Source organism: Lentzea alba, from assembly GCF_011067745.1.
Classification (GTDB): domain Bacteria; phylum Actinomycetota; class Actinomycetes; order Mycobacteriales; family Pseudonocardiaceae; genus Lentzea; species Lentzea alba.
On record NZ_JAAMPJ010000002.1, the window covers coordinates 684,912 to 706,096 of the forward strand.

Here is a 21,185-nt window from a genome sequence, read left to right on the forward strand (position 1 = left end):
AATCCCCCAGAAATGGCGAACCGGATCGCCGAACGGTACACGTCCGGGCGATCCGGTCCGGCGGGATTCCCGGTTCGTCAGGAAGTCGGCGGAGACGTGGGGGTGATCGCCAGGCCCTTGCAGTTGGGGGCCTTCTGAGCGGCGTCCGCGAGTCCCGTCTCGGTGAACTTCTTCTGCACGTCGGCTCCGGCCCCCTCCAGCGCGGCGGCCTTGGTGACCATCTCGGTGAAGGCGGTGATGACCTGGGTCGGGTCGGTGGCGGAGTCCACCTTCGTCCTGGTGTCGCCGAGCAGTGTCCTGATCTGGCCCATGCCCTGCTCGGCGGTGCTGACCAGCTCCTTCGACCTGGGGTGCGGACCGTTCTCCAGCGCCTTGAGGTCCGCGATCGACTTGTCGACGGCGGTGACCTTGGTGCCGAGCCACTCGGAGAGGCCCGTCTTGAGTTTGGCGGGATCGGTCATGTCGATGTTGGGCTCGTCCGACATGGCCTTGACGGTGCCGCCGACGGCACCGCAGACCTTGTCCATCCACGCCACGACATCGGCGTCAGTGGTCTGGGTCGGGGTCGGGGACGTGGCTGAGCCTCCTCCTCCGGTGCTGCACGCGGTGACCGCGAGCAGGCCCGCCAGGAGCGCGATGACTGTGCGACGCATGGCGCGGAAGCTACCCCTGCCGGGCCCGTTCAGCTCGTTGGCGTGACGTTGAGTCGCTGCATCTCCTGGCACTTGGGTGCCGTCTGCGTGGCCTTCTGCAGCTCCGGGTTGGCCTTGAGGTCGCGCAGCGGGTCGGCGAGCTCGGAGAGCTTCGCGATGGCCTCTCCGGCGGCCTGGATGCCTCCGGTGGCGTTGTTCGCGTCGGCCTGCTCGACCTTCGTCTTGGCGTCGCTGAAGACGGCACCGAGCGAGGTGAAGGTCTCGGCCATCTTGTTGACGGCCTCCTCACCACCCGCGACGGGGGACGGGCCGACGTTCTTGAGGCCTTCCGCGGACTTCGTGAAGGCGTCGGCGAGCTGGCCCATGTAGGCGGCCATCTCGGCCTTGAGCTTGGCCGAGTCGGCGTCGATCTTGGGGGCCGTCTTCTCGATCTTGGCGAACTCGGAGGCGGCGCCGCACACCTTGTCCATGTAGGCGACGGCCTCGGGGCTGGCCGCGCCGCTGGTGGGCGTCGATGAAGTGCCGGAGTTGCCGCCATTGGTGCACCCGGCCAGCGCACAGGCGGCGGCGACAACGGCAGTGGCGACGAGGCTGAGCCTCATGTCGTAACTCCTAGGTCGGGGTACGTCGGGGGGAAACCCGAACGTACCCCGACCGGAGGCGGTGAACCTACGCGGCGCCGTTGCTCACGGTCTCCGCGGGCGCGTCCGCGATCGCGGTGCCGCGACGCTTGGACACGACCACCGCACCCACGATGATCAGTGCCGCGACCACGGCGATCGCGATGCGGATCGGGTCGGACGCCTGGTCACCGATGGAGAAGGTGACGATGGCGGGCGCGATCAGCACCGAGACCAGGTTCATGACCTTGATCAGCGGGTTGATGGCCGGACCGGCGGTGTCCTTGAACGGGTCGCCGACGGTGTCGCCGATGACCGTGGCGGCGTGGGCGTCGGAGCCCTTGCCACCGTGGTTGCCGTCCTCGACCAGCTTCTTCGCGTTGTCCCAGGCACCACCGGAGTTGGCCAGGAACACCGCCATCAGCGTGCCGGTCGCGATCGCGCCGGCGAGGTAACCGGCCAGCGGGCCGACGCCGAGGCCGAAGCCGACGGCGATCGGGGCGAGCACGGCCATCAGCCCCGGAGTCGCGAGCTCGCGCAGCGAGTCCTTGGTGCAGATGTCGACGACCTTGCCGTACTCCGGCTTCACCGAGTAGTCCATGATGCCGGGGTTGTCGCGGAACTGACGGCGCACCTCGAACACGATGGCACCGGCGGCGCGCGTCACGGCGTTGACCGCGAGGCCCGAGAACATGAAGACGACGGCCGCACCGATGGCGACACCGACGAGCACGTTCGGGCTGAACACCAGGTTGCTGAACGACACGGGCAGGTCGCCCGCGACGTTGCCGACCTTGGCGATCGCCTGGGTGATCGCGTCCTGGTACGAGCCGAACAGCGCGGTCGCGGCGAGCACGGCCGTCGCGATCGCGATGCCCTTGGTGATGGCCTTGGTGGTGTTGCCGACCGCGTCGAGCTCGGTGAGGATCTGCGCGCCCTCGCCGTGCACGTCACCGGACATCTCGGCGATGCCCTGCGCGTTGTCGGAGACCGGGCCGAAGGTGTCCATCGCGACGATGACGCCGACGGTCGTGAGCAGACCACAACCGGCGAGCGCGATCGCGAACAACGCGACGACGACCGAACCGGAGAGCAGGAACGCGCCGTACACGGCCGCACCGATGACGAGCGCGGTGTAGACGGCGGACTCGAAACCGACCGAGATGCCGGACAGGATCACCGTGGCCGCACCGGTCAGCGAGGTCTGGCCGACCTCCTTGACCGGCTTGTGGTCGGTGCCGGTGTAGTAGCCGGTCAGCCAGAGGATGACGCCGGCCAGCACGATGCCGATGATCACCGCGACGGCCGCGATCAGCTGCGGGTTGCCGCTGGTGGCCTTGACCGCGTCGCTGACGCCCCTGAGGTCCGCGAAGGAGCTCGGCAGGTACGAGAAGGCAGCGATCGTGCACAGCACCGCGGAGATGACCGCGGAGATGTAGAAGGAGCGGTTGATGGCCGTGAGGCCGCTCTCGCCCACCTTCGCCTTCGTCGTGTACACGCCGATGATCGCGGTCAGCACACCGATCGCGGGGACGATCAGCGGGAACAGCAGGCCCTGCACACCGAACGCGACGGTGCCGAGGATCAGCGACGCCACCAGGGTGACGGCGTAGGACTCGAAGAGGTCCGCGGCCATGCCGGCGCAGTCACCGACGTTGTCGCCCACGTTGTCCGCGATGGTGGCGGCGTTGCGGGGGTCGTCCTCGGGGATGCCCTGCTCGACCTTGCCGACCAGGTCGGCGCCGACGTCCGCGGCCTTGGTGAAGATGCCGCCGCCGACACGCATGAACATCGCGAGCAGCGCGGCACCGAAACCGAAGCCCTCCAGGACCTTCGGAGCCTGACCCGTGTACACGAACACGACCAGCGCGGCGCCGAAGAGGCCGAGACCGACCGTGGTCATGCCGACCACACCACCGGTGCGGAACGCGATGCGCGTCGCCTTTTCGCGACCGCCTTCTTCGTTCGCGGCGGCGGCGACACGCACGTTGGCGCGCGTGGACAACCACATGCCCAGGTAGCCGATAGTCGCCGAGAACGCGGCACCGACGATGAAGAACAATGATCGGCCGATTCGTTCGGCCAAATCATCTGCCGGTAGCGCGAACAGCAGCACGAACACGATCACGACAAAAATGCCGAGCGTGCGGAACTGCCGGTTGAGGTAGGCCGCTGCGCCCTCCTGAACCGCCTTGGCGATGTCCTGCATCTTGTCGGTGCCCTGGCCGGCGGCCAGCACCTCCTTGAGCAGCACGTACCCGACGGCGAGAGCAGCCAGGGCGACCACGGCGACCACGGCTACGACGCCGCGATCACCCCCGGAGAGCTCGAGGCTCTCCGCGAGGAATTGCCGGGACATCCGTCCTCCTGGTGAGTTGCCATGTGCAGCGCCAAGGCAGACCAGCCGCCCAGCGCGACGTGACGCATCCCTCATTGGATGCGATGAGCGGGGAGTCTAGGGGGTGGTTGCAACGAGGCAACGAAACGTCCCGATCCGTGCACACACCGTTATCTGCGCTGGAAGTCGAGTACGCCCCGGCCGGAAGTGTCGGTGTCGTGTGCAAAGCTCGCCTCGTGGTGGATCAGGGACGGCGGTTGCTGGACCGCGTGCTGGCGGGGGTACCCGCCGGGGAGTCACCTCTCACACACGCACGTGATCTGCCGTTGCGGCAGGCTGATCACGTCGAATGGCCTCCGTGGGCGGCCGCGCCGGTGGTCGAGGCGTTCGCGGAAACGGGCGTGCGGGAGCCGTGGCGGCACCAGGTCGAGGCCGCCTCGCTGGCGTGGTCGGGGCAGCACGTGGTGCTCGCGACGGGCACGGCGTCCGGCAAGTCACTTGCCTACCAATTGCCCGTGCTTTCCACTCTTTTGGCGGACACGAAGGCCACCGCGCTGTACCTGTCACCCACCAAAGCCCTTGGGGCGGACCAGCTCCGCGCGCTCGAGGAGCTGGGGATCAAGGGTGTGCGCGCGTCGGCCTACGACGGGGACACCCCGATGGCCGAACGCGACTGGGTCAAGGCGCACGCGAACTGGGTCTTCACCAACCCGGACATGCTGCACCGCGGCATCCTTCCGCAGCACCCGAAATGGCTGCGGTTCTTCCGCCGGCTGAAGTACGTGGTGATCGACGAGTGCCATTCCTATCGCGGTGTTTTCGGTTCGCACGTGGCGTTGTTGATGCGACGGCTGCGGCGGATCGCCCGCAAATACGGCGCGAATCCGATCTTCGTTTTGGCATCGGCCACTGTGGCTGATCCTTCTGCCTCGGCGCAGAGATTGCTCGGCGTGCCGGTTTCCGCTGTCGTGGACGACTTTTCGCCGCGCGCCTCGCGGACGGTCGCGCTGTGGGAGCCGCCACTGACCTCTCTGGAGGGTGAGAACGGCGCGCCGATCCGGCGTTCGGCGGGCGCGGAGACGTCGCGGATCCTCGCCGACCTGGTCGTCGAGGGCGCCCGCTCGCTCGCGTTCGTGCGCTCCCGCCGCGGCGCCGAGCTGACCGCGCTGGGCACACAGCGGATCCTGTCCGAAGTGGACAGTGAGCTGCCCGGCCGGGTCGCGGCCTACCGGGGCGGCTTCCTGCCGGAAGAGCGGCGGGCGCTGGAGAAGTCGCTGTCCACGGGTGATCTGCTCGGCGTCGCGACCACGAACGCCCTGGAGCTCGGCGTCGACATCGCCGGGCTGGACGCCGTGGTGGTGGCCGGTTTCCCCGGCACTTTGGCGTCGTTCTGGCAGCAGGCGGGCCGCGCCGGCCGATCCGGTGACAGCGCGTTGGTGGTGTTCGTGGCGCGCGACGACCCGTTGGACACCTACCTGGTGCACAACCCGTCCGCGGTGCTGGACCGGCCGGTCGAGGCGACGGTGCTGGATCCGTTGAACCCCTATGTGCTGGGGCCTCAGCTGGCCTGCGCCGCGTCCGAGATGCCGTTGACCCCGGCGTGCCTCGACGACTTCGGCGGACCGCTGGCCGAGTCGGTCCTGGAGGAGTTGGTCGCGGAGAAGCTGCTGCGGCGCAGGCCGGCGGGGTGGTACTGGGCGTCGCACGACCGCCCGCACGCCGGTGTGGACATCCGCGGTTCGGGCGGCGACCAGGTGGCCGTCGTCGAGTCGGACTCCGGCCGGATGCTCGGCACCGTCGACCCGGGATCGGCCTGCTGGCAGGTGCATCCCGGCGCCGTGTACCTGCACCAGGGGCGGGCGTACGTGGTCGACGACCTCGACCTGGAGAGCGGCCTCGCGATGGTGCACCGCGAAGACCCGGAGTGGACCACGCAGCCGCGTGACTGCGTCGACATCACCGTGGTGCGCGAGGTCGAACGCACCGATTTCGGCGGTGTGTCCGTTTCGCTGGGCGAGGTCGAGGTGACCACGCAGGTCGTCGGCTACCTGCGGCGGCTGCCGTCCGGCGTGGTGCTCGACCAGATCCCGCTGGACCTGCCGGAGCAGAGCCTGCAGACCAGAGCCGTCTGGTACACGGTCGACGAGTCGCTGCTGGTCTCCGCCGGTGTCGACGGCAAACGGATCCCCGGCGCCCTGCACGCCGCCGAGCACGCCGCGATCGGCCTGTTGCCGCTGTTCGCGACCTGCGATCGCTGGGACATCGGTGGCGTGTCGACGGCCGTGCACCCGGACACGGGGATGCCGACGGTGTTCGTGCACGACGGCCACCCCGGCGGCGCGGGCTTCGCGGACCGCGGTTTCGAGGCGCTGCGGGCGTGGCTCTCGGCCACGCGTTCGGCGATCAGCTCGTGCTCGTGCCCGATGGGTTGCCCGTCGTGCGTGCAGTCACCCAAGTGCGGCAACGGCAACGAACCGCTGGACAAGGCCGGTGCCGTGCTCGTGCTGGACGTCGTGCTGAGCAAAATCGCCTGACCGTGGCACCGCTCGTTGGTTACGGTGGCGTCGTGACCGCATGCAGCTGCAACGCCACTGACCGGACCCGTCGCGCCTAGGCGCGGCTGAGTCCGATGCTCCGCCGCGCCCGTCCGCTTCTCGGCCACGGGTTCATTGGAGACTTGCCTTGTTCACGCCTTTTGCTGATCTGAACGCACTGCTCGCCGACCTCGTCTCGTCGGTTCGGGAGATCCTCGGCCCCACCTACGTGGGCGCTTACGTCCAGGGCTCGTTCGCCTTGGGCGCCGGTGACATCCACAGCGACTGCGACTTCATCGTCGCCTGCACCGAGCTGCCGTCCGGCGCTCGGGAAGCGGGCTTGCGGGCGTTGCACGACGAGATTCCCCTGCGACCAGGCCACTGGTCGACCGAGATCGAGGGCTCGTACGCCGACGTGGAGTCGCTGCGCTCGGTGGCAGGCCTCGGGGTTCCGTGGCTGTTCAACGACCACGGCCATCGCACGTTGATCTGGGACACCCACTGCAACAGCCCGCACGCCCGGTGGATCCTGCGCAACCACGGCATCGTGCTGGACGGCCCACCGATCACGTCGCTGGTCGACGAGGTGCCGGCTTCGGTGCTGCGCTCGACGATGCGCGCCGACCTGCCGATTCTGTGGGAGGGCATCAAGTCGTGGGCGCCGATGGACGTCGCCTGGACTCAGCGCTACATCGTCGCGCAGTACTGTCGGACGCTCTACACCCTGCACACCGCAGAAGTGACGTCGAAGCGCGGCGCCCTCAAGTGGGGATTGAAAATGCTCGATCAGCGGTGGCACCCGCTGATCGAGCAGGTCTTGGTGGACCGGGACCTCGGCTGGGACGCCGACGCGGTACCGCGTCCGGGAAGCATGGAGCAGACCGAGGCTTTCGCGGCCTACTGCGAGCTTCTCTAGTTTTCGTGGGGGCGCGCCGCAGGCTCACGGGTACCTGCGGCGCGCCCTCTCCACGTGCCGAACACTGTTTTCCCGCCTACTACCGCTTCGCGACCGGATTCCTTGGAACATCGGCGGAATCTGGTTCGTTCGTCTCGACAGGACACGCGGGAGGCGACGGTGTCCACTGTCTTCTGACGAACTCCGGGGAGGAGCCGGCTTCACCGACCGCGGCAGAGCTGGTGTTCTGCCACTAACGTTCCTCGGTCCGGTCACTAGTGCGGGAGGCTGTCCTTCGGGGTGCGTGTTCGGCTTTTTGCCCGTTCCTCAGCGGCCCCTGAAGTGCGGGGTACGGAGGCCGATCATCGGATCGGGCGGGGTTGGAACGGCCGTGCAGGGCATCGTCTTCGGGGTTGTCGGGGAGAGTCCACGACGACACCCAGCACGGCCGGGCTCTTTTGTAGTTGTTAAACGGTTTCGAGCTGGTAGCCGGCCGGGGCGTGCAGCGCCTCGACGAGAGCGTCCTGCACGACGTGCGCGTCCGGCAGGTTCCAGCCGCAGATCGACGGCTTGACCCGCCAGTGCACGACGCCGTGCGCCATCGGGGTGGGCGGCAGCGGGATGTACTCGCCCTTGGCGTAGTGGTGCACGTCGCTGTTGTTGGCCAGCTCGGTGTTGAGCTTCGAGCCGGACTTCACCAGGAACATCCACCGGCCGGACGGGGTCGCGGCGATCGGCACAGGAACACCGATCGAGCGCAGTGCGACGGCCGCGCGACGGCCGAGGTCGGTGCCGACCTCGATCGCGTCCACCACGTGGCCGGTGGCGACGAGAAGGCTGTAGGAGCGACCCGCCCACCACGTGGCGACCTGGTCGGGACGGGTCCCGATGCGGTCCACCCAGTCGCGGTGCACGGGGATGGGGCCGTGGAGTTCGAGCCCGCTGCGGCCCGCCCACTGGGTGACGCCCTGCTCCGAACCGGCCGGGTAGGTGCCGGGCAGTACGGGCCAACCGCGGTACGCGAGGCTGACGGCCTCGGCACGCAGTTCAATGCGGAAGGCCCCGCGCCAGCTGTCCGACCAATCCATCTTCCGTCGCCTTCTTCCCAGAATCTGACTCGACATCAACGTGGTGCCGGTGTTCGTAGGACACCGCGTCGGTGCCGCCTCTACAACTAACGACACCGGCACCAGCCTCCGTAACCCCCGCTCGACAACTGGTAGCTACGAGACGGCGAACGTCCTTCGTCTGACCGAGGCACTGAACTGCCCGCGTTTAGTTCGATCACCGTTCAGCATGTCCCGGCGGACTTGTGAGTCCGCTCACCGCTGCGAGTCGACCGCTCGTCGCGCTCCAAACGCTTCGATCTTCGGCCGGACCTGCCCTGGCACGTGCGTTCACCGGGCCGAACGGCGTAATCGCCGACAGCTGCACAACCACCTCCCATCCGCTCACCGCGCAGCTGTCGAGGGTTGATCGATTGGCCTCGGCCACTCGTCTTGCCTGCTCACAAGCACTTCCGTCGCCGTCGGTGAGACGAGCGGCAGCCGCCAGGGCCGCCAGATCGGCCGCACCGGTCACCCGGTGCCGCGCGACGACCGCCGCCCCGACCTGCGCACCGGTGATCGTGACGATGATCAGCAGCGACATCGCCACCACACCGCTCACCGCAGCCGAACCTCGCTCGCAACCAGGCCGTTCACCGCTCATCGCGGCTCCACGACGGCGAACGCCTGCGCGCTGAGCGGTAAACCCAGCGGCCCCTTCTTGCGGACGACAACCCGCACCGCATCCCCCTCCACCTGGAATTCGACGGTGGCTCCCAACGCGATCTGCCCGGCCGCCTCCTCGCCACGCTGCCGTTCACCGCGTGCCGTGAGCCGCGCCGCCTCCCGTGCCGCGTCGGTGCACCGCATCTGCTCGATCACCGCCGTCAGCCCGGCGGCCGCGAGCCCCATGACCACCAGCAGCGCGCACACCGCGATGGCCGCCTCCACCGTGACCATGCCGCTGTCATCAGACCGACGACAGCGCACGCTGTATCAGCCCTTGCAACATGTTCTGGACCAGGTCACTGGTGAACAGCGCGTACAACGCACCAGCGAACGCGGCCGCCGCCAACGTCCCGATCGCGTACTCCACCGTGCTCATGCCGCTGTCGTCCTTCAGCAGTTCCATCTCTTCGCTCCTTGTTCGAGGAATCAGTTGAGGAATCGGCCGGCCAGCCCCAGCACCACCGGCACCACGCCGAGACACAGGAACGCCGGCAGAAAACACAGCGCGAGCGGCGCCGCCACCGCCACCGCGGCCTTCTGCGCCTTCGCCTCGGCCTCGTTCGTCGCCTCGGCCCTGGTCCGCTCGGCCAGCTCAGCGGCCTGCCTGGCCAGCGCGGCCCCGGACCGCGCGGTCCTGCGCGCCGCCCTCGCCAGCGCGGCCGTCTCCGGCCGGTCGAGCGCGGGTGCCCATGCCGTGACCGGGTCGGCCCCGAGCCTGAGGAGTTCCGCGACCTGACCGAGCTCTTCGACGGCGACGGCCTGGATCGCCGTCGGCACCGGCAACCCGGCTCTGAGGCAGGCGGCCAGCAGATCCCAGGCAGCGGCCCGTTCGAACGGGCCTGTGCGTGTGGCCTTCTTCTGCGGCGGGTCGTGCTCTCTGGGCCGCAACCGATCGATCGCTCTTCGCTGAGCCGGTGCCAGCAGGATCGCCAACGCGAGGAGGAGGAACGTCACGGCTCGACCTCCGTGATCCGCTTCGTCCACCACAGGCCCGCCGCCAGGAACAACGCGCCGAGAACCAGCAGGAACTGTCCCGCCGTGGTGCCGGCGAGCACCTGCATCGGCCGGGCACCACTCAGTTCGCCCAGCAACACACCGAACACCGGCAGCCCGGCCAACACCGCCGCACTCGCGCGCGGCCCGGCCATGCGCGCGTGCACCTGCCGCGCGAACGCGGCCCGCTGATCGAGATCGCGCCTGGTGGCGTCCAGCACGTCCGCCAACGCCACGCCGTGTTGGGCCGACACGTGCCACGCCCTGGCCAGCTGATCCGTCGGGAGCAGCGGCAGGCGAAGCTCTTTCAGCGTCCGCTCGACATCACCACCCGACCTCGCGGTGGCCGCCGCGGCCTTCAACACCTCGTCGGCCGGCGCCGGAGTGTCCTGGGCCGCCCCTTCCGCAGCGGTGGCGGGATGAGCACCCGCGCGGAGCTCGTCGACCACGCCGGCCAGGCCGTTGCTGAGCGCTTCGGTCGCCGCCCTCTGCGCGCGCCTTCGCTTGCCCTGCTTGACCATCCGGTAGACGGTGGCGGCGAGGACCGCTCCCGCGATCAGCCCGCCGATGCCCGCCACGAGATAGGTTGCTGTCATCGCCGCGATCAACCAGATGTACTGCGGGACAACGATTTCTCGCTTGTTCGCCGGCCTGAGCCTGCGGAGTGGCTTCAGTTGTGGCCAGACCAGCAACGCGGTCGCCACCAGCACGAGGCTCAGCACAGCAACTCCTTCTCGTGCCAACCTTGTTGTCTCGTCCAGATCGGACGGACTCCGAGGGTGCTTCTCTCTTGCGTGAACGCCCCGATCTCGTTGAGGTACCGGGTGTTGCCGTCTCGGCGCATGTGCAGCACCAGTTGCACGGCCGCGGCAACCTGGCTGTGCAGGGCCTGCACGTCCAGCCCGCCCAACGCCCCCAACGCTTCGAGCCGCGCCGGCACTTCCGTCGGCGAGTTGGCGTGGAGCGTTCCGGCACCACCTTCGTGCCCGGTGTTCAGCGAGGTGAGCAACTCACGCACCTCCGCACCCCGCACCTCACCCACGACGATCCGGTCGGGCCGCATGCGCAGCGCTTCCCGGACGAGGGACCGCACGGTGATCTCGCCGGCCCCCTCGATGTTCGACGGCCGCGCCACCAGCCGCACGAACTGCGGATGGTCCGGATTCAGCTCGCCCGCGTCCTCCACGCACACGATCCGTTCGCTTGGCGGGACGCACGCGAGCAGCGCCGACAGCAACGAGGTCTTGCCCGACCCGGTGCCGCCGATCACCAGGAAGGCCAGGCGTCTGCGGACGATCGTTCTGAGGACTTCCGCGATCTCGCCGTCGAACGTGCCGAGCCGCTGGAGCGCGTCGAGATCGTGCGTGGCGGGCCGGAGCACGCGGAGGGACAGGCAGGTGCGGTCCGCGATGGGCGGCAGCACCGCGTGCAACCTCACACCACTGCCGGGCAGCCACCCGTCGACGCACGGCGAGGCATCGTCCAGCCGACGCCCGGCCGCAACCGCCAAGCGTTGGGCGAGCCGGCGCACCGCGGCCTCGTCGGGGAAGGTGATGGCGGTGCGGCGCAGCCCGTCCGCGCCGTCGACCCACACCTGGTCCGGCGCGGTGACCAGGACGTCGGTGGTGCCGGGGTCGGCGAGCAACGGGTCGAGCGGCCCGGTGCCGCTGAACTCCTGCCGAAGCACTTGGAGGGCTTCCAAGACGTCCGAGTCGGCCAGCACGCCGCCCGCTTCGGACCGGACCGCGTGTGCGACGACGGCGGCGGTCATCTCCATGTCCGCGCCGGCGAGGCGGTGGCGGACGCGGTCGATCAGGGCTGCGGTCACGTCACGCCCCTTGGACGTACAGGGTTCGCGGTCCCGTCACGCTGCTCGGGCGGAACAGGAGTGACGGTCACGTCACTCCCTACGGGCAGAACAGAAGTGGCAGTCACATCGCGCCCGTTGGGCAGATCAGGGGCTGCGGTCACGCCACGCCCCACGGGCAGAACAGAAGTGGCAGTCACGTCGCGCCCGTTGGGCGGAACAGGAGTGACGGTCACGTCATGCCCCAGGAGCGGAACAGGGGCGGCAGTCACGTCACGTCCCACGGGCGGAACAGGGGCGGCAGTCACGTCACGTCCCACGGGCGCACAGGGAGTGGCGGTCATGCTGCTGCCTCCGGGTGGCGGGCGTGCCGGCCGTAGGTGATCTCGCGGCCGGTGAGGCGGCGCCAGGTTTCGTGGCACCAGGCGAGGAAGCGGCTCATTCCGGTGGCTCCTTGAAGACGAAGGGAGGCGGGAAGGGACGGCCGTAGACGAAGACGTTGCGCACCATCCGCAGCAGGACGGCGGCGAGGGTCACGGCGGCGATCGACTTGGCGCGAAAGGGTTTTCCCGGCGTTGGGGCCGCGGGTCCGGGGCGAGGAGGCTGGGTGGCGGCCGGAGCTCCGCTCACCCCAGGCTGATCTCGTGGCGGAGGCGTCGAGCGTCCCTGCGGAGAAGGCGGGGTCATGGCCGCAGCCCCCCTCGCACCACACTGCTCTCACAGCGAAGCGAGTGAAGAACGGTCACGGCGGCGCCCAGGAATCCGCTGTCCGGCCGCACCGGTCGGTGGACCGCGGAGCCGGTGACGAGCGCGACTCCTTTCGCACCTCGGGGCGGCTCGGAGCCGGTGAGTACCGCGACGCTTTTCGCGGCTGGGCGTAGGTCGGAGCCGGTGGCGAGCGCAATGCCTTTCGCGGCTGGGCGCGGCTCGGGGCCCGTCATGGGCGGAGTTCCTTCAGCACCAGGCGGGCCGCAGTGGCCAGCGGGCCCTTGGCGTTGCGCGGGAAGCGGCCCCGTTCCAGCACCTCGGCCAGGCCCGGTTCCGGTCTCATCTGGGTGAGCAGGGGGATACCGATCACGTCGGCCATCTCGGTGGCTTGCAGGTTGCCGGGGGACGGGCCGCGCACCACCAGGCGGATGTTGCGGCCCTGGGTGAGCAGGCGGGAGGCGACGCGGCAGGCGGCGGCGGTTGCTCGTACTTCGGCCGGTACCACGAGGACGGTCAGGTCGGTGCGGTCCAGGGCTGCTGAGGCGGCGGCGGTCGGGTGGCGGGGAAGGTCGCAGACGACGGTGTTGCCAGCGCGGCGGCCTGCGTCCAGGACTGCGGCCACCGCGGCTGGTTCCGGGTCTGGGCCGGTGCGGTCGCAGGCCAGGACGCTCAGGCTGCCCGAGGCGGGCAGGGCCGCACGGAGAGCGGACATCGGGACTCGGCCGCCGGTGCAGTGCACGCCTGGCCAGCGGGCGCCCTCATCCGACTCGGTGCCCAGGGCCAGGTCTATGCCGCCGCCCAGGGGGTCGCAGTCGACGAGCATGGCCTCGCCGCCCGTCGCCACCGCCTCACGGCCGCAGGCGATGGCCAGGATCGAGGCGCCGGAGCCGCCTCGGCCGCCTACGAACGAGACCACTCGGCCGCGGTCGGAGGGCGGGCCCTCGTCCACGTCGGCGAGAGCGCCCACCAGCAGGCGGCCCTCCACCGGCAGTTCGAGCACTCCGTCGGCGCCCAGGGCCACGGCCGGGGCCCAGGGCGGGTCGCCTCCGTGGACCACCAGGACGCCGGAGCGGCGGGGGAAGTTCGCGTCCAGGCAGGCGGAGACCGCGGCCGGGTCCAGCAGGACCAAGGGAGCGGTGTGCCACTCGGAGCGCAGGGCGGTCACGTCGGAGGCGCACGAGACCTCGCAGTCGGCCGCGGCGGCGATGCGGAGGACCTCGTCGAGCAGGTCCGGGTCGGTGAGGAGGGCGCTGGGTTTGGGCATGGGGTCCACGCTGGTGGGTCGTGATGAACGACACAACGGGCGAAGATCCAGATGTGGACAAATCGCGGGGTGTGGACAAGTCGCGATCTTGAGGCGCCTGGACGGCGGGAAGTGTCGGACCTGTGTGCGAGTCTGGAGGGTTGGGCGGCGAAAGCCGGGCAAAGGGCCGCAGAGGTCCAGTCGCGGTGACGCGGAAACGGGGTCCGGATATGGGACGACCCCCGCCAGGGGGGAGGGACGGGGGTCGTCAATGGTTCAGTCCCGGGGGGTCGGACTGAACCCGTCCGTCGAACCGGACCCTCCTACTGTATCCCCATGCGCCAGTGCTGCGCGCAACTTCGGCAACAGCCGCGGGGCAAGTTTCGGTAACCGTGACACACAATGGATTCGTACACGAACGAAATGCCGCCCGAACGGCCTACTGACGAGTACGCCTAAGCTGCGGTACATGAGTCGGATCGCCGCCTTCTTCGACCTCGACAAGACCGTGATCGCGAAGTCGAGCACGCTGGCGTTCAGCCGTCCCTTCTTCCAGGAGGGGCTGATCAACCGCCGCGCGGTGCTGAAGAGCGCTTATGCGCAGTTCGTGTTCATGCTCGCCGGCGCGGACGCGGACCAGATGGACCGCATGCGCGCGCACATCACCGCACTGGCCGCGGGCTGGGACGTCGAACAGATCCGCAGCATCGTGAACGAGACGCTTCACGACATCGTCGATCCACTCGTCTACAAAGAAGCGACGCAGTTGATCGCCGACCACAAAGCCGAGGGTCACGACGTCGTCATCGTGAGTGCGTCCGGCGAGGAACTCGTCGCCCCGATCGCCCAGATGATCGGTGCGGACTTCAGCGTCGGCACGAAGATGGTCGTGCACGACGGCCGCTACACCGGCGACATCGACTTCTACTGCGCGGCGGACAACAAGGCGGTCGCGATCAAGCAGCTCGCCGCCGAGCACGGTTACGACCTCACCCAGAGCTACGCCTACTCGGACAGCGTCACGGACCTGCCGATGCTCGAGGTCGTCGGCCACCCGACGGTCGTGAACCCGGACCGCGGCCTGCGCCGCACCGCCCTGGAGAAGGACTGGCCGGTCCTGCAGTTCGTCGACCCGGTGAGCCTGCGCTCCCGCATCCCCACCCCGTCGGGCAAGGCGGTCGCGGTGACGGCCATCAGCCTCGGCGCGGTCGCGGCCGCCGGCGCCGCCTGGTACGGCCTGCGGCGCAAGCGCGGCAGGGACTGAAGTCAAGCCCGCGAAGCACAAAAACACCGAAGGTGACGGGTACCGGCGAGTAGCGGCAACGCCACGCACACGTGGTGCCCGCGTGAGTGCACGCCGCCGCCCTGTCAGCGGTACCCGAAAACGGAGAAACGCTCACAAATCCAGAAACGCCAGTACTTTCACTACTGAACGTGGCTTGAACGGTGCACCCGTCCGAGCCCTTGCTGTGACCGGCCCCACGCACTTAAATGGGTGGTGCGGACCTCGGGTCGGCCAGGGGCCAGACGAAGAGAAGTCAGGATCCACCCCGACCAAGCTCCGTGCGCGGACTTCGAGCACCCACGCGCAGCACGCCGCGGGAGGCTTGTCGTCTAGGGCCTGCGTACCGGGACGCCGGACGCCGAGGCCAGGGTTGTACGACTAGAGTTGCACGCTTGGTAACTCGCAAGCCCGCGCTGAAGACGGGGCCACCCTTCCGAGGGTGGCCCCGTCTGCTTGTTCGGTCAAAAATTGCCTCCGGACGGCAGAATGTTCGCCCGTTGACCCACCACGCAGCCGTGAGTAACTTGCGAAATGCGCCAGTTACCTGTGGGAACATCACCGGGAGGCAAGGGATAGTGCGGAAAATCGCCGCGTTCACGCTGGTCACGGCCATGGTTGCGCTCACGCCGGTGGCGAGAGCGGACGCCTCGGTGACCACGCTGCGCGGGATGTCTCTGGAAGAGAAGGTCGGCCAGCTCTTCGTCACGTACGTCAACGGCCAGGCCGCCGACGTCCCGCACCCCAAGAACCAGACCGACTTCGGCGTGGCGACGGCCGCGGAGATGGTGCGCAAGTACCGCCCCGGCGGCGTCATCTACTTCAACAACTCCACGCGCGACAACATCGACACCCCGAAGCAGATCGCACAGCTCTCCAACGGCCTGCAGAAGGCCAGCCCCATCCCGTTGCTCATCTCGACCGACCAGGAGATGGGCCTCGTCACGCGCATCGGCCCGCCGGCCACGCAGCTGCCGGGCAACATGGCCCTCGGCGCCGGCCGCAGCACGCAGGACGCCGAAGAGGCCGCGAGGATCACCGCCCAGGAGCTCCGCGCGATGGGCATCAACCAGAACTTCGCGCCGGACGCCGACGTCAACTCCAACCCGGCGAACCCGATCATCGGCGTGCGCAGCTTCGCGAGCGACCCGAAACTCGCCGCCGACATGGTCAGCGCCCAGGTCCAGGGCTACGAGGGCCGCCGCTGGTTCGACATGAGCTCGGTCACCTCGACCGCCAAGCACTTCCCCGGCCACGGCGACACGGCCGAGGACAGCCACACCAGCCTGCCGGTCTCCAACCGCAGCCTCGACCAGTGGCGTCAGATCGACGCGCCGCCGTTCCAGGCCGCCATCGCCGCCAAGATCGACTCGATCATGACCGCGCACATCCAGGTGCCGCAGATCGACCCGTCGGGCAACCCGGCCACGCTCTCCCCGCGGGTCATCACCGGTCTGTTGCGCGAAGAGCTGAAGTACGACGGTGTCGTCATCACCGACTCGCTGGAGATGGCGGGCGTCCGCAAGCTCCACTCCGACGCCGAGATCCCGGTGCTGGCCATCAAGGCCGGGGTCGACCAGCTGCTGATGCCGCCGAACCTCGGCCTCGCGATCGACAGCGTCCTCAAGGCCGTCCGCAGCGGTGAGATCACCGAGCAGCGCATCGACCAGAGCGTGCTGCGCATCCTCAAGATGAAGCTCCTGCGCGGCGTCATGCTCAACGCCCAGGTCGACGAGAACAAGGTCGACCAGGTCGTCGGCTCCAACACGCAAAAAGCCCAAGCGATCGCCGACCGCACCATCACCGCCGTCCGCAACGACGCGCAGGCAATCCCGCTCAACGCCACGGCTCCCCTGGTCGTCGGCACCAGCGACGCACCCACGACGGCCCTCGCCGCCAGGATCAAGGGCACGAAGGTCGTCACGGCGACGAGCCCCACGCCGGCGCAAACGCAACAAGCACTGGCAGCCGCGGCCAACGCGGACAAGATCGTCGTGCTGACCAACAACCTGAGCACCCGGCCCGCCCAGCTCGACCTGCTCAACCAGCTGGTCGCCACCGGCAAACCGGTCATCGCGGTCGCCACCGGCAACCCGTACGACGTCGCCCACGGCAACGCCAAGACGTGGCTCGCCACCTACTCGACCACGACCGTCTCGATGGAGGCGCTGGCCAGGATCCTGCTCGGCGAGGCCAAGCCGCAGGGCAAGCTCCCGGTCGACGTCCCCGGCCCGACGCCCTACCCGCTGGGACACGGGGTGACCTGGTGAGACGACGGAGCTTCCTCGCAGCGAGCGCCCTGTCCGTCCCCCTCGTCACCGCCACAACCGCCACCGCGGCCCCGAAGCTCACGACAGCCGCCGAACAACTCGCGCAGGACGGCTGGCGCAAGCTCAAGGGCCGCAAGGTCGGCGTGCTGACGAACCCGACGGGCGTCCTCAAGGACCAGACCCACGTCGTCGACTCGATGGTCGCCCACGGCGCCAAGCCGCAGGCCGTCTTCGGCCCCGAACACGGCTTCCGCGGCACGGCTCAGGCCGGCGGCTCCGAGGGCGACTACGCGGACCCACGCACGGGCGTGCCGGTGTACGACGCGTACGGCGCCAACGCCACAAAGCTCCAAGCGATGTTCACGAAGGCGGGCATCGACACGGTCGTGTTCGACATCGCGGACGTAGGTGCGCGCTTCTACACCTACATCTGGTCGATGTACACGGCGATGCAGGCCGCACCTGACCTGGACTTCATCGTCCTCGACCGCCCGAACCCCATCGGCGGCAACGCGAACGGCCCGCAGCTCGATCCGGCCTATGCGACCTTCGTGGGCCTGAAGCCGATCGTCCAGCAACACGGCATGACCGTCGGCGAACTCGCCCGCTTCTTCAAGGGCGAGTTCGACCTGACCACGAAACTCGAAGTGGTCAACGTCAGGGGCTGGCGCCGCAACCAGCTCGACACCGGCCTGCCGTGGGTGCCGCCGAGCCCGAACATGCCCACGCAGGACACCGCGCTGGTCTACCCCGGCACGTGTCTGTTCGAGGGCACGGTGCTGTCCGAGGGTCGCGGCACCACCCGCCCGTTCGAAACCGTCGGCGCGCCCGGCATCGACTGGCGCTGGGCCGAGGCCCTCAACGCCTTGAACCTCAAGGGAGTCAGGTTCCGCGAGACCTACTTCGCGCCGACCTTCAACAAGTTCCAGGGCAAGACCTGCGGCGGTGTCACCCTGCACGTCACCGACGCGACCGAGTTCGACGCGATCGAAGCCGCCGTCGCCATGCTGATCACCGCGAAGTCCTTGTACCCCAGCGTGTTCGCGTGGCGTCCGGACAACTGGATCGACAAGCTGAGCGGCTCGGACCGGCTGCGCAAGATGATCGACGCCCAGGCCCCGCTGCACGAGATCGTCGGGGCGTGGCAACGAGAACTGCAGCAGTTCCGCCGCACCCGTCTGCCCTACCTGCGCTACCGGTGAGGACGCGATGCTCATCCCTGCCCTGGCCGCCGCACTCGTGACGGTCGCGATCCCCGGCCACTTCGACCAGCCCCAGGACGGTTTCGCGCACCCGTGGACCACCCTGCGCGAATCCAACCCGTACTGGGCCAACCTCGACCCCGAGCCGATCAACACTGCCCTGCGCCAGGTCCGCGACTTCACCAAACCCCAGGCCAACGGCAAACCGCTGTTCGCCGGCGCCGTCACGATGTACGTGCACGACGGCAAGATCGTCACGCACGACCGCACCGGCTACGCGGTGCTCTACCAGGACCAGCAGACCCAGTTGCCGGAAGACGAACGCGTCCCGATGAAGAAGGACACGATCTTCGACCTCGCCTCGATCTCCAAGCTCTTCACGTCGATCGCGGTGATCCAGCAGGTCGAGCAGGGCCGGGTGAACATCGACGAGAGGGTCGCCACCTACCTGCCCGAGTTCGGCGTGAACGGCAAGGAGAACATCACCGTCAAGCAGCTCCTCACACACACGAGCGGCCTCGAACCGTTCATCGCGTTGTGGAAGCTGTACCCGGATGTCCCGTCACGCATCAAGGCGGTGATGGACGTGAAGCCGAAGTCCACGCCCGGCACCACGTACGTCTACTCCGACCTGAACCTGATCACGCTCGGCGAGCTCGTTCACAAAGTCAGCGGCAGGAAGCTCGACCAGGCGGTCAGGGACGGCATCACCAAGCCGCTCAACATGAAGGACACCGGCTACAACCCGAAGGCCAGGAACCGAACGGCCGCGACGGAGTTCCAGGCCGCACCGCCACGCGGCATGGTCCGCGGCGAGGTGCACGACGAGAACGCCTGGTCCCTCGGAGGAGTCGCCGGCCACGCCGGTGTGTTCGGCACGGCCAAGGACCTCGCGATCCTCGGCCAGACGATCCTCAACGGCGGCACCTACCAGGGTCGCCGGATCCTGACCGAGCACTCCGTCGAGCTGATGCTCACGAACTTCAACCAGCAGTTCCCCGACAACGCCCACGGGCTCGGTTTCGAGCTCGACCAGCGTTGGTACATGGGTGGCCTGAGCGGACCGGGAACCGCAGGTCACACCGGCTACACCGGCACGTCGTTCGTGATCGACAAGGCCTCGCGGTCGATCGCGATCCTGCTGGCCAACCGCGTGCACCCGAGCCGTGACTGGGGCAGCGTCAACCCCGCCCGCCGCGCGGTCGCCGACGGCCTGGCCAACGCGCTCGCCGTCCAGTCGCACGGAAAGCAGTGGCGGGCAACGACTTCCGGCGGCACGCTCACCGCGGAACGCCCGGTCGAGGTCTTCGTCGACGTCGACAAGGGCGACAAGCTGACGATCCAGCACTGGAACGGCACGGGCTGGCAGGACGTCCGCACGATCACCACCACTGAACGCCGTTGGGTTGCCACAGAACAAAAGAAGTCCCGATTCGTCTACACGAAGGCAGGCCAGTACAACGGCCGTGGCGTGTACGTCCACGCCCGTGGCGACGTCACCGCGGAAGGCTGGTCAGTGGCACGCCGCTAGCACTTCAGTGAACAACGGGAGAGCCCGTGGAAACGCGGGCGCTCCAAAGCTCACCACGATCCCCGTGCGGTCGTCGTCGCTCAGCTCGTGCCGGAACCCCGAGAGAGGACTGACCTCGATCCCGCGTTCGAACGCGGTCTGCACGATCTCCGCTTCATAGGGCGTATCCAGCACAGCGTGCATACCGGCCGCGATACCCGAAACCGATGCGTACGGCGAAACAGCCTCCACAAGCCGGTCACGCCTTCGTTGGTACTTAAACCGCATTCGTCGCACGTGGCTGTCGTACGCGCCCGACGACAAGAAGTCAGCCAACGCCAGTTGGTCAAGCATGCTGCTGTACTGCTCGCGATCGGTCTTCAGCGACAAGATCGGATCCACGAACCGGTCCGGCAACACCATCCACGCGATTCGCAGCGCGGGCGACAACGCCTTGCTGGACGTGCCCAGGTACACGACGTGCTCGGGATCGAGCCCCTGCACCGCTCCGACGGGCTGCCGGTCGTAGCGGAACTCACCGTCGTAGTCGTCTTCCAGCACAAGGCCACCCACGCGCCGTGCCCACTCCACGGCCGATGCGCGCCGCAGCGGGTGCAACGGACCGCCCAACGGGAACTGGTGCGCCGGCGTGAGCACACACACGCGGCGATCGTCCGGCAGCTGTTCGGTGTTCGCGCCGTGGTCGTCCACCTTCAGCGGCACGGTCGACTTCCACAACGACTGGTGAAAGCCCAGCCCGTACTCCTCGACCACGGTCGGCGGCTTCAACAGCCGGTTGAACATCCGGATGCCGTCCGCGAACCCCGAACACACCACGATCCGCTCTGGATCGGCCCGCACACCCCGCGCCCGCGCCAGGTACTCCGCCAGCGCCGTCCGCAGCTCGATCCGCCCCTGCGGATCCCCCGGCCCGAACGCCTCCGACGGCGCCGCCATCAGCGCCCGCCGCGTCGACCGGATCCACTCCGTGCGCGGGAACTCGGTGATGTCCGGTGTGGACACCGTCAGGTCGAACCGCACGTCCGGCCCCAGTGCCTGCCGCTTGACCGGCGCAGGTGGCGAAACCCGTTGGGCGACCACGGTTCCGGACCCCTGGCGCGCCGTCAGCCAGCCCTCCGCGACGAGTTCGGCGTAGGCCTCCGCGACGGTGTTCCGCGCGATCCCCAGATCCGCGGCGAGCGACCGCGAGGCGGGCAGCCGGGTCCCCGGCGGCAGCCGCGCGGACCGGACCGCTTCCCGCAGTGACGCCGTCAGCCGATGCCGCAGCCCACCCGGACCGGACAGGTCGAGGTGGAAGTCCAGATTGGCCCAAGATTCCACGACTGGATTGCACC

Annotated in this window: 18 protein-coding genes; 6 read left to right on the plus strand and 12 right to left on the minus strand. The window is 68.7% G+C overall.

What is annotated here, in order from left to right; genetic code table 11:
• Positions 1-77 precede the first annotated feature (77 nt).
• The 3 genes from G7043_RS11660 to G7043_RS11670 all read right to left on the minus strand — a co-directional run bounded on the left by G7043_RS11660 (position 78) and on the right by G7043_RS11670 (position 3,632).
• Positions 78-653, minus strand: a complete 576-nt coding sequence (locus tag G7043_RS11660; RefSeq protein WP_166045565.1) for a hypothetical protein — start codon at positions 651-653, stop codon at positions 78-80.
• A 29-nt stretch (positions 654-682) separates the two neighbouring features.
• Positions 683-1,255 carry a hypothetical protein gene (locus G7043_RS11665; RefSeq protein WP_166045566.1) on the minus strand — a complete coding sequence of 191 codons (573 nt, stop codon included), beginning with the start codon at positions 1,253-1,255 and terminating at the stop codon, positions 683-685.
• Between the two features lie 67 nt (positions 1,256-1,322).
• Positions 1,323-3,632, minus strand: coding sequence for a sodium-translocating pyrophosphatase (locus G7043_RS11670; RefSeq protein ID WP_166045567.1), 2,310 nt, complete (start codon positions 3,630-3,632; stop codon positions 1,323-1,325).
• 215 nt (positions 3,633-3,847) lie between these two features.
• Between G7043_RS11670 and G7043_RS11675 the strand changes: the two genes are divergently transcribed.
• Together G7043_RS11675 and G7043_RS11680 are read left to right on the plus strand one after the other, a co-directional pair.
• The gene (locus G7043_RS11675; protein WP_313887812.1) at positions 3,848-6,145 is read left to right on the plus strand and encodes a DEAD/DEAH box helicase; all 2,298 of its coding nucleotides are present in this window, start codon (positions 3,848-3,850) and stop codon (positions 6,143-6,145) included.
• A gap of 148 nt (positions 6,146-6,293) precedes the next feature.
• The gene (locus G7043_RS11680) at positions 6,294-7,061 is read left to right on the plus strand and encodes an aminoglycoside adenylyltransferase domain-containing protein (protein WP_166045569.1); all 768 of its coding nucleotides are present in this window, start codon (positions 6,294-6,296) and stop codon (positions 7,059-7,061) included.
• A 446-nt stretch (positions 7,062-7,507) separates the two neighbouring features.
• Here G7043_RS11680 and G7043_RS11685 read toward each other — a convergent pair whose 3' ends face one another.
• The 8 genes from G7043_RS11685 to ssd form a co-directional block, all read right to left on the minus strand.
• Positions 7,508-8,128 carry a bifunctional DNA primase/polymerase gene (locus tag G7043_RS11685; protein ID WP_166045570.1) on the minus strand — a complete coding sequence of 207 codons (621 nt, stop codon included), beginning with the start codon at positions 8,126-8,128 and terminating at the stop codon, positions 7,508-7,510.
• Positions 8,129-8,324: 196 nt separating this feature from the next.
• Positions 8,325-8,708 (minus strand): Rv3654c family TadE-like protein, encoded by a 384-nt coding sequence (locus G7043_RS11690; RefSeq protein ID WP_166045571.1) that lies wholly within the window; start codon positions 8,706-8,708, stop codon positions 8,325-8,327.
• Between the two features lie 38 nt (positions 8,709-8,746).
• Positions 8,747-9,046, minus strand: coding sequence for a TadE family type IV pilus minor pilin (locus G7043_RS11695; protein ID WP_166045572.1), 300 nt, complete (start codon positions 9,044-9,046; stop codon positions 8,747-8,749).
• Between the two features lie 10 nt (positions 9,047-9,056).
• Positions 9,057-9,218 (minus strand): DUF4244 domain-containing protein, encoded by a 162-nt coding sequence (locus G7043_RS11700; protein WP_166045573.1) that lies wholly within the window; start codon positions 9,216-9,218, stop codon positions 9,057-9,059.
• Positions 9,219-9,241: 23 nt separating this feature from the next.
• Positions 9,242-9,769, minus strand: coding sequence for a type II secretion system F family protein (locus tag G7043_RS11705; RefSeq protein WP_166045574.1), 528 nt, complete (start codon positions 9,767-9,769; stop codon positions 9,242-9,244).
• A complete protein-coding gene (locus G7043_RS11710) occupies positions 9,766-10,530 on the minus strand; it encodes a type II secretion system F family protein (protein WP_313887813.1) in 765 nt (254 codons plus the stop codon). The genes G7043_RS11705 and G7043_RS11710 overlap by 4 nt, the downstream gene beginning before the upstream one ends.
• Positions 10,524-11,636: a TadA family conjugal transfer-associated ATPase gene (locus G7043_RS11715; RefSeq protein ID WP_166045575.1), complete on the minus strand. Its 1,113-nt coding sequence runs from the start codon at positions 11,634-11,636 to the stop codon at positions 10,524-10,526. The genes G7043_RS11710 and G7043_RS11715 overlap by 7 nt, the downstream gene beginning before the upstream one ends.
• 916 nt (positions 11,637-12,552) lie before the next feature.
• The gene (gene ssd / locus G7043_RS11720; RefSeq protein WP_166045576.1) at positions 12,553-13,587 is read right to left on the minus strand and encodes a septum site-determining protein Ssd; all 1,035 of its coding nucleotides are present in this window, start codon (positions 13,585-13,587) and stop codon (positions 12,553-12,555) included.
• A 448-nt stretch (positions 13,588-14,035) separates the two neighbouring features.
• Between ssd and G7043_RS11725 the strand changes: the two genes are divergently transcribed.
• From G7043_RS11725 to G7043_RS11740, 4 genes are all read left to right on the plus strand, one after another.
• Positions 14,036-14,830 carry an HAD-IB family hydrolase gene (locus G7043_RS11725; RefSeq protein WP_166045577.1) on the plus strand — a complete coding sequence of 265 codons (795 nt, stop codon included), beginning with the start codon at positions 14,036-14,038 and terminating at the stop codon, positions 14,828-14,830.
• Positions 14,831-15,462: 632 nt separating this feature from the next.
• Positions 15,463-17,118 carry a glycoside hydrolase family 3 protein gene (locus tag G7043_RS11730; RefSeq protein WP_166045754.1) on the plus strand — a complete coding sequence of 552 codons (1,656 nt, stop codon included), beginning with the start codon at positions 15,463-15,465 and terminating at the stop codon, positions 17,116-17,118.
• Positions 17,115-18,320 carry an exo-beta-N-acetylmuramidase NamZ family protein gene (locus G7043_RS11735; protein ID WP_166045578.1) on the plus strand — a complete coding sequence of 402 codons (1,206 nt, stop codon included), beginning with the start codon at positions 17,115-17,117 and terminating at the stop codon, positions 18,318-18,320. Before G7043_RS11730 ends, G7043_RS11735 begins: the two co-directional genes overlap by 4 nt.
• Positions 18,321-18,327: 7 nt before the next feature.
• Positions 18,328-19,851: a serine hydrolase domain-containing protein gene (locus G7043_RS11740; RefSeq protein ID WP_166045579.1), complete on the plus strand. Its 1,524-nt coding sequence runs from the start codon at positions 18,328-18,330 to the stop codon at positions 19,849-19,851.
• On the opposite strand, the gene pdxR is transcribed toward G7043_RS11740, so the two are convergent.
• Positions 19,834-21,171, minus strand: a complete 1,338-nt coding sequence (pdxR, locus tag G7043_RS11745) for a MocR-like pyridoxine biosynthesis transcription factor PdxR (protein WP_166045580.1) — start codon at positions 21,169-21,171, stop codon at positions 19,834-19,836. The genes G7043_RS11740 and pdxR overlap by 18 nt on opposite strands.
• Positions 21,172-21,185 lie beyond the last annotated feature (14 nt).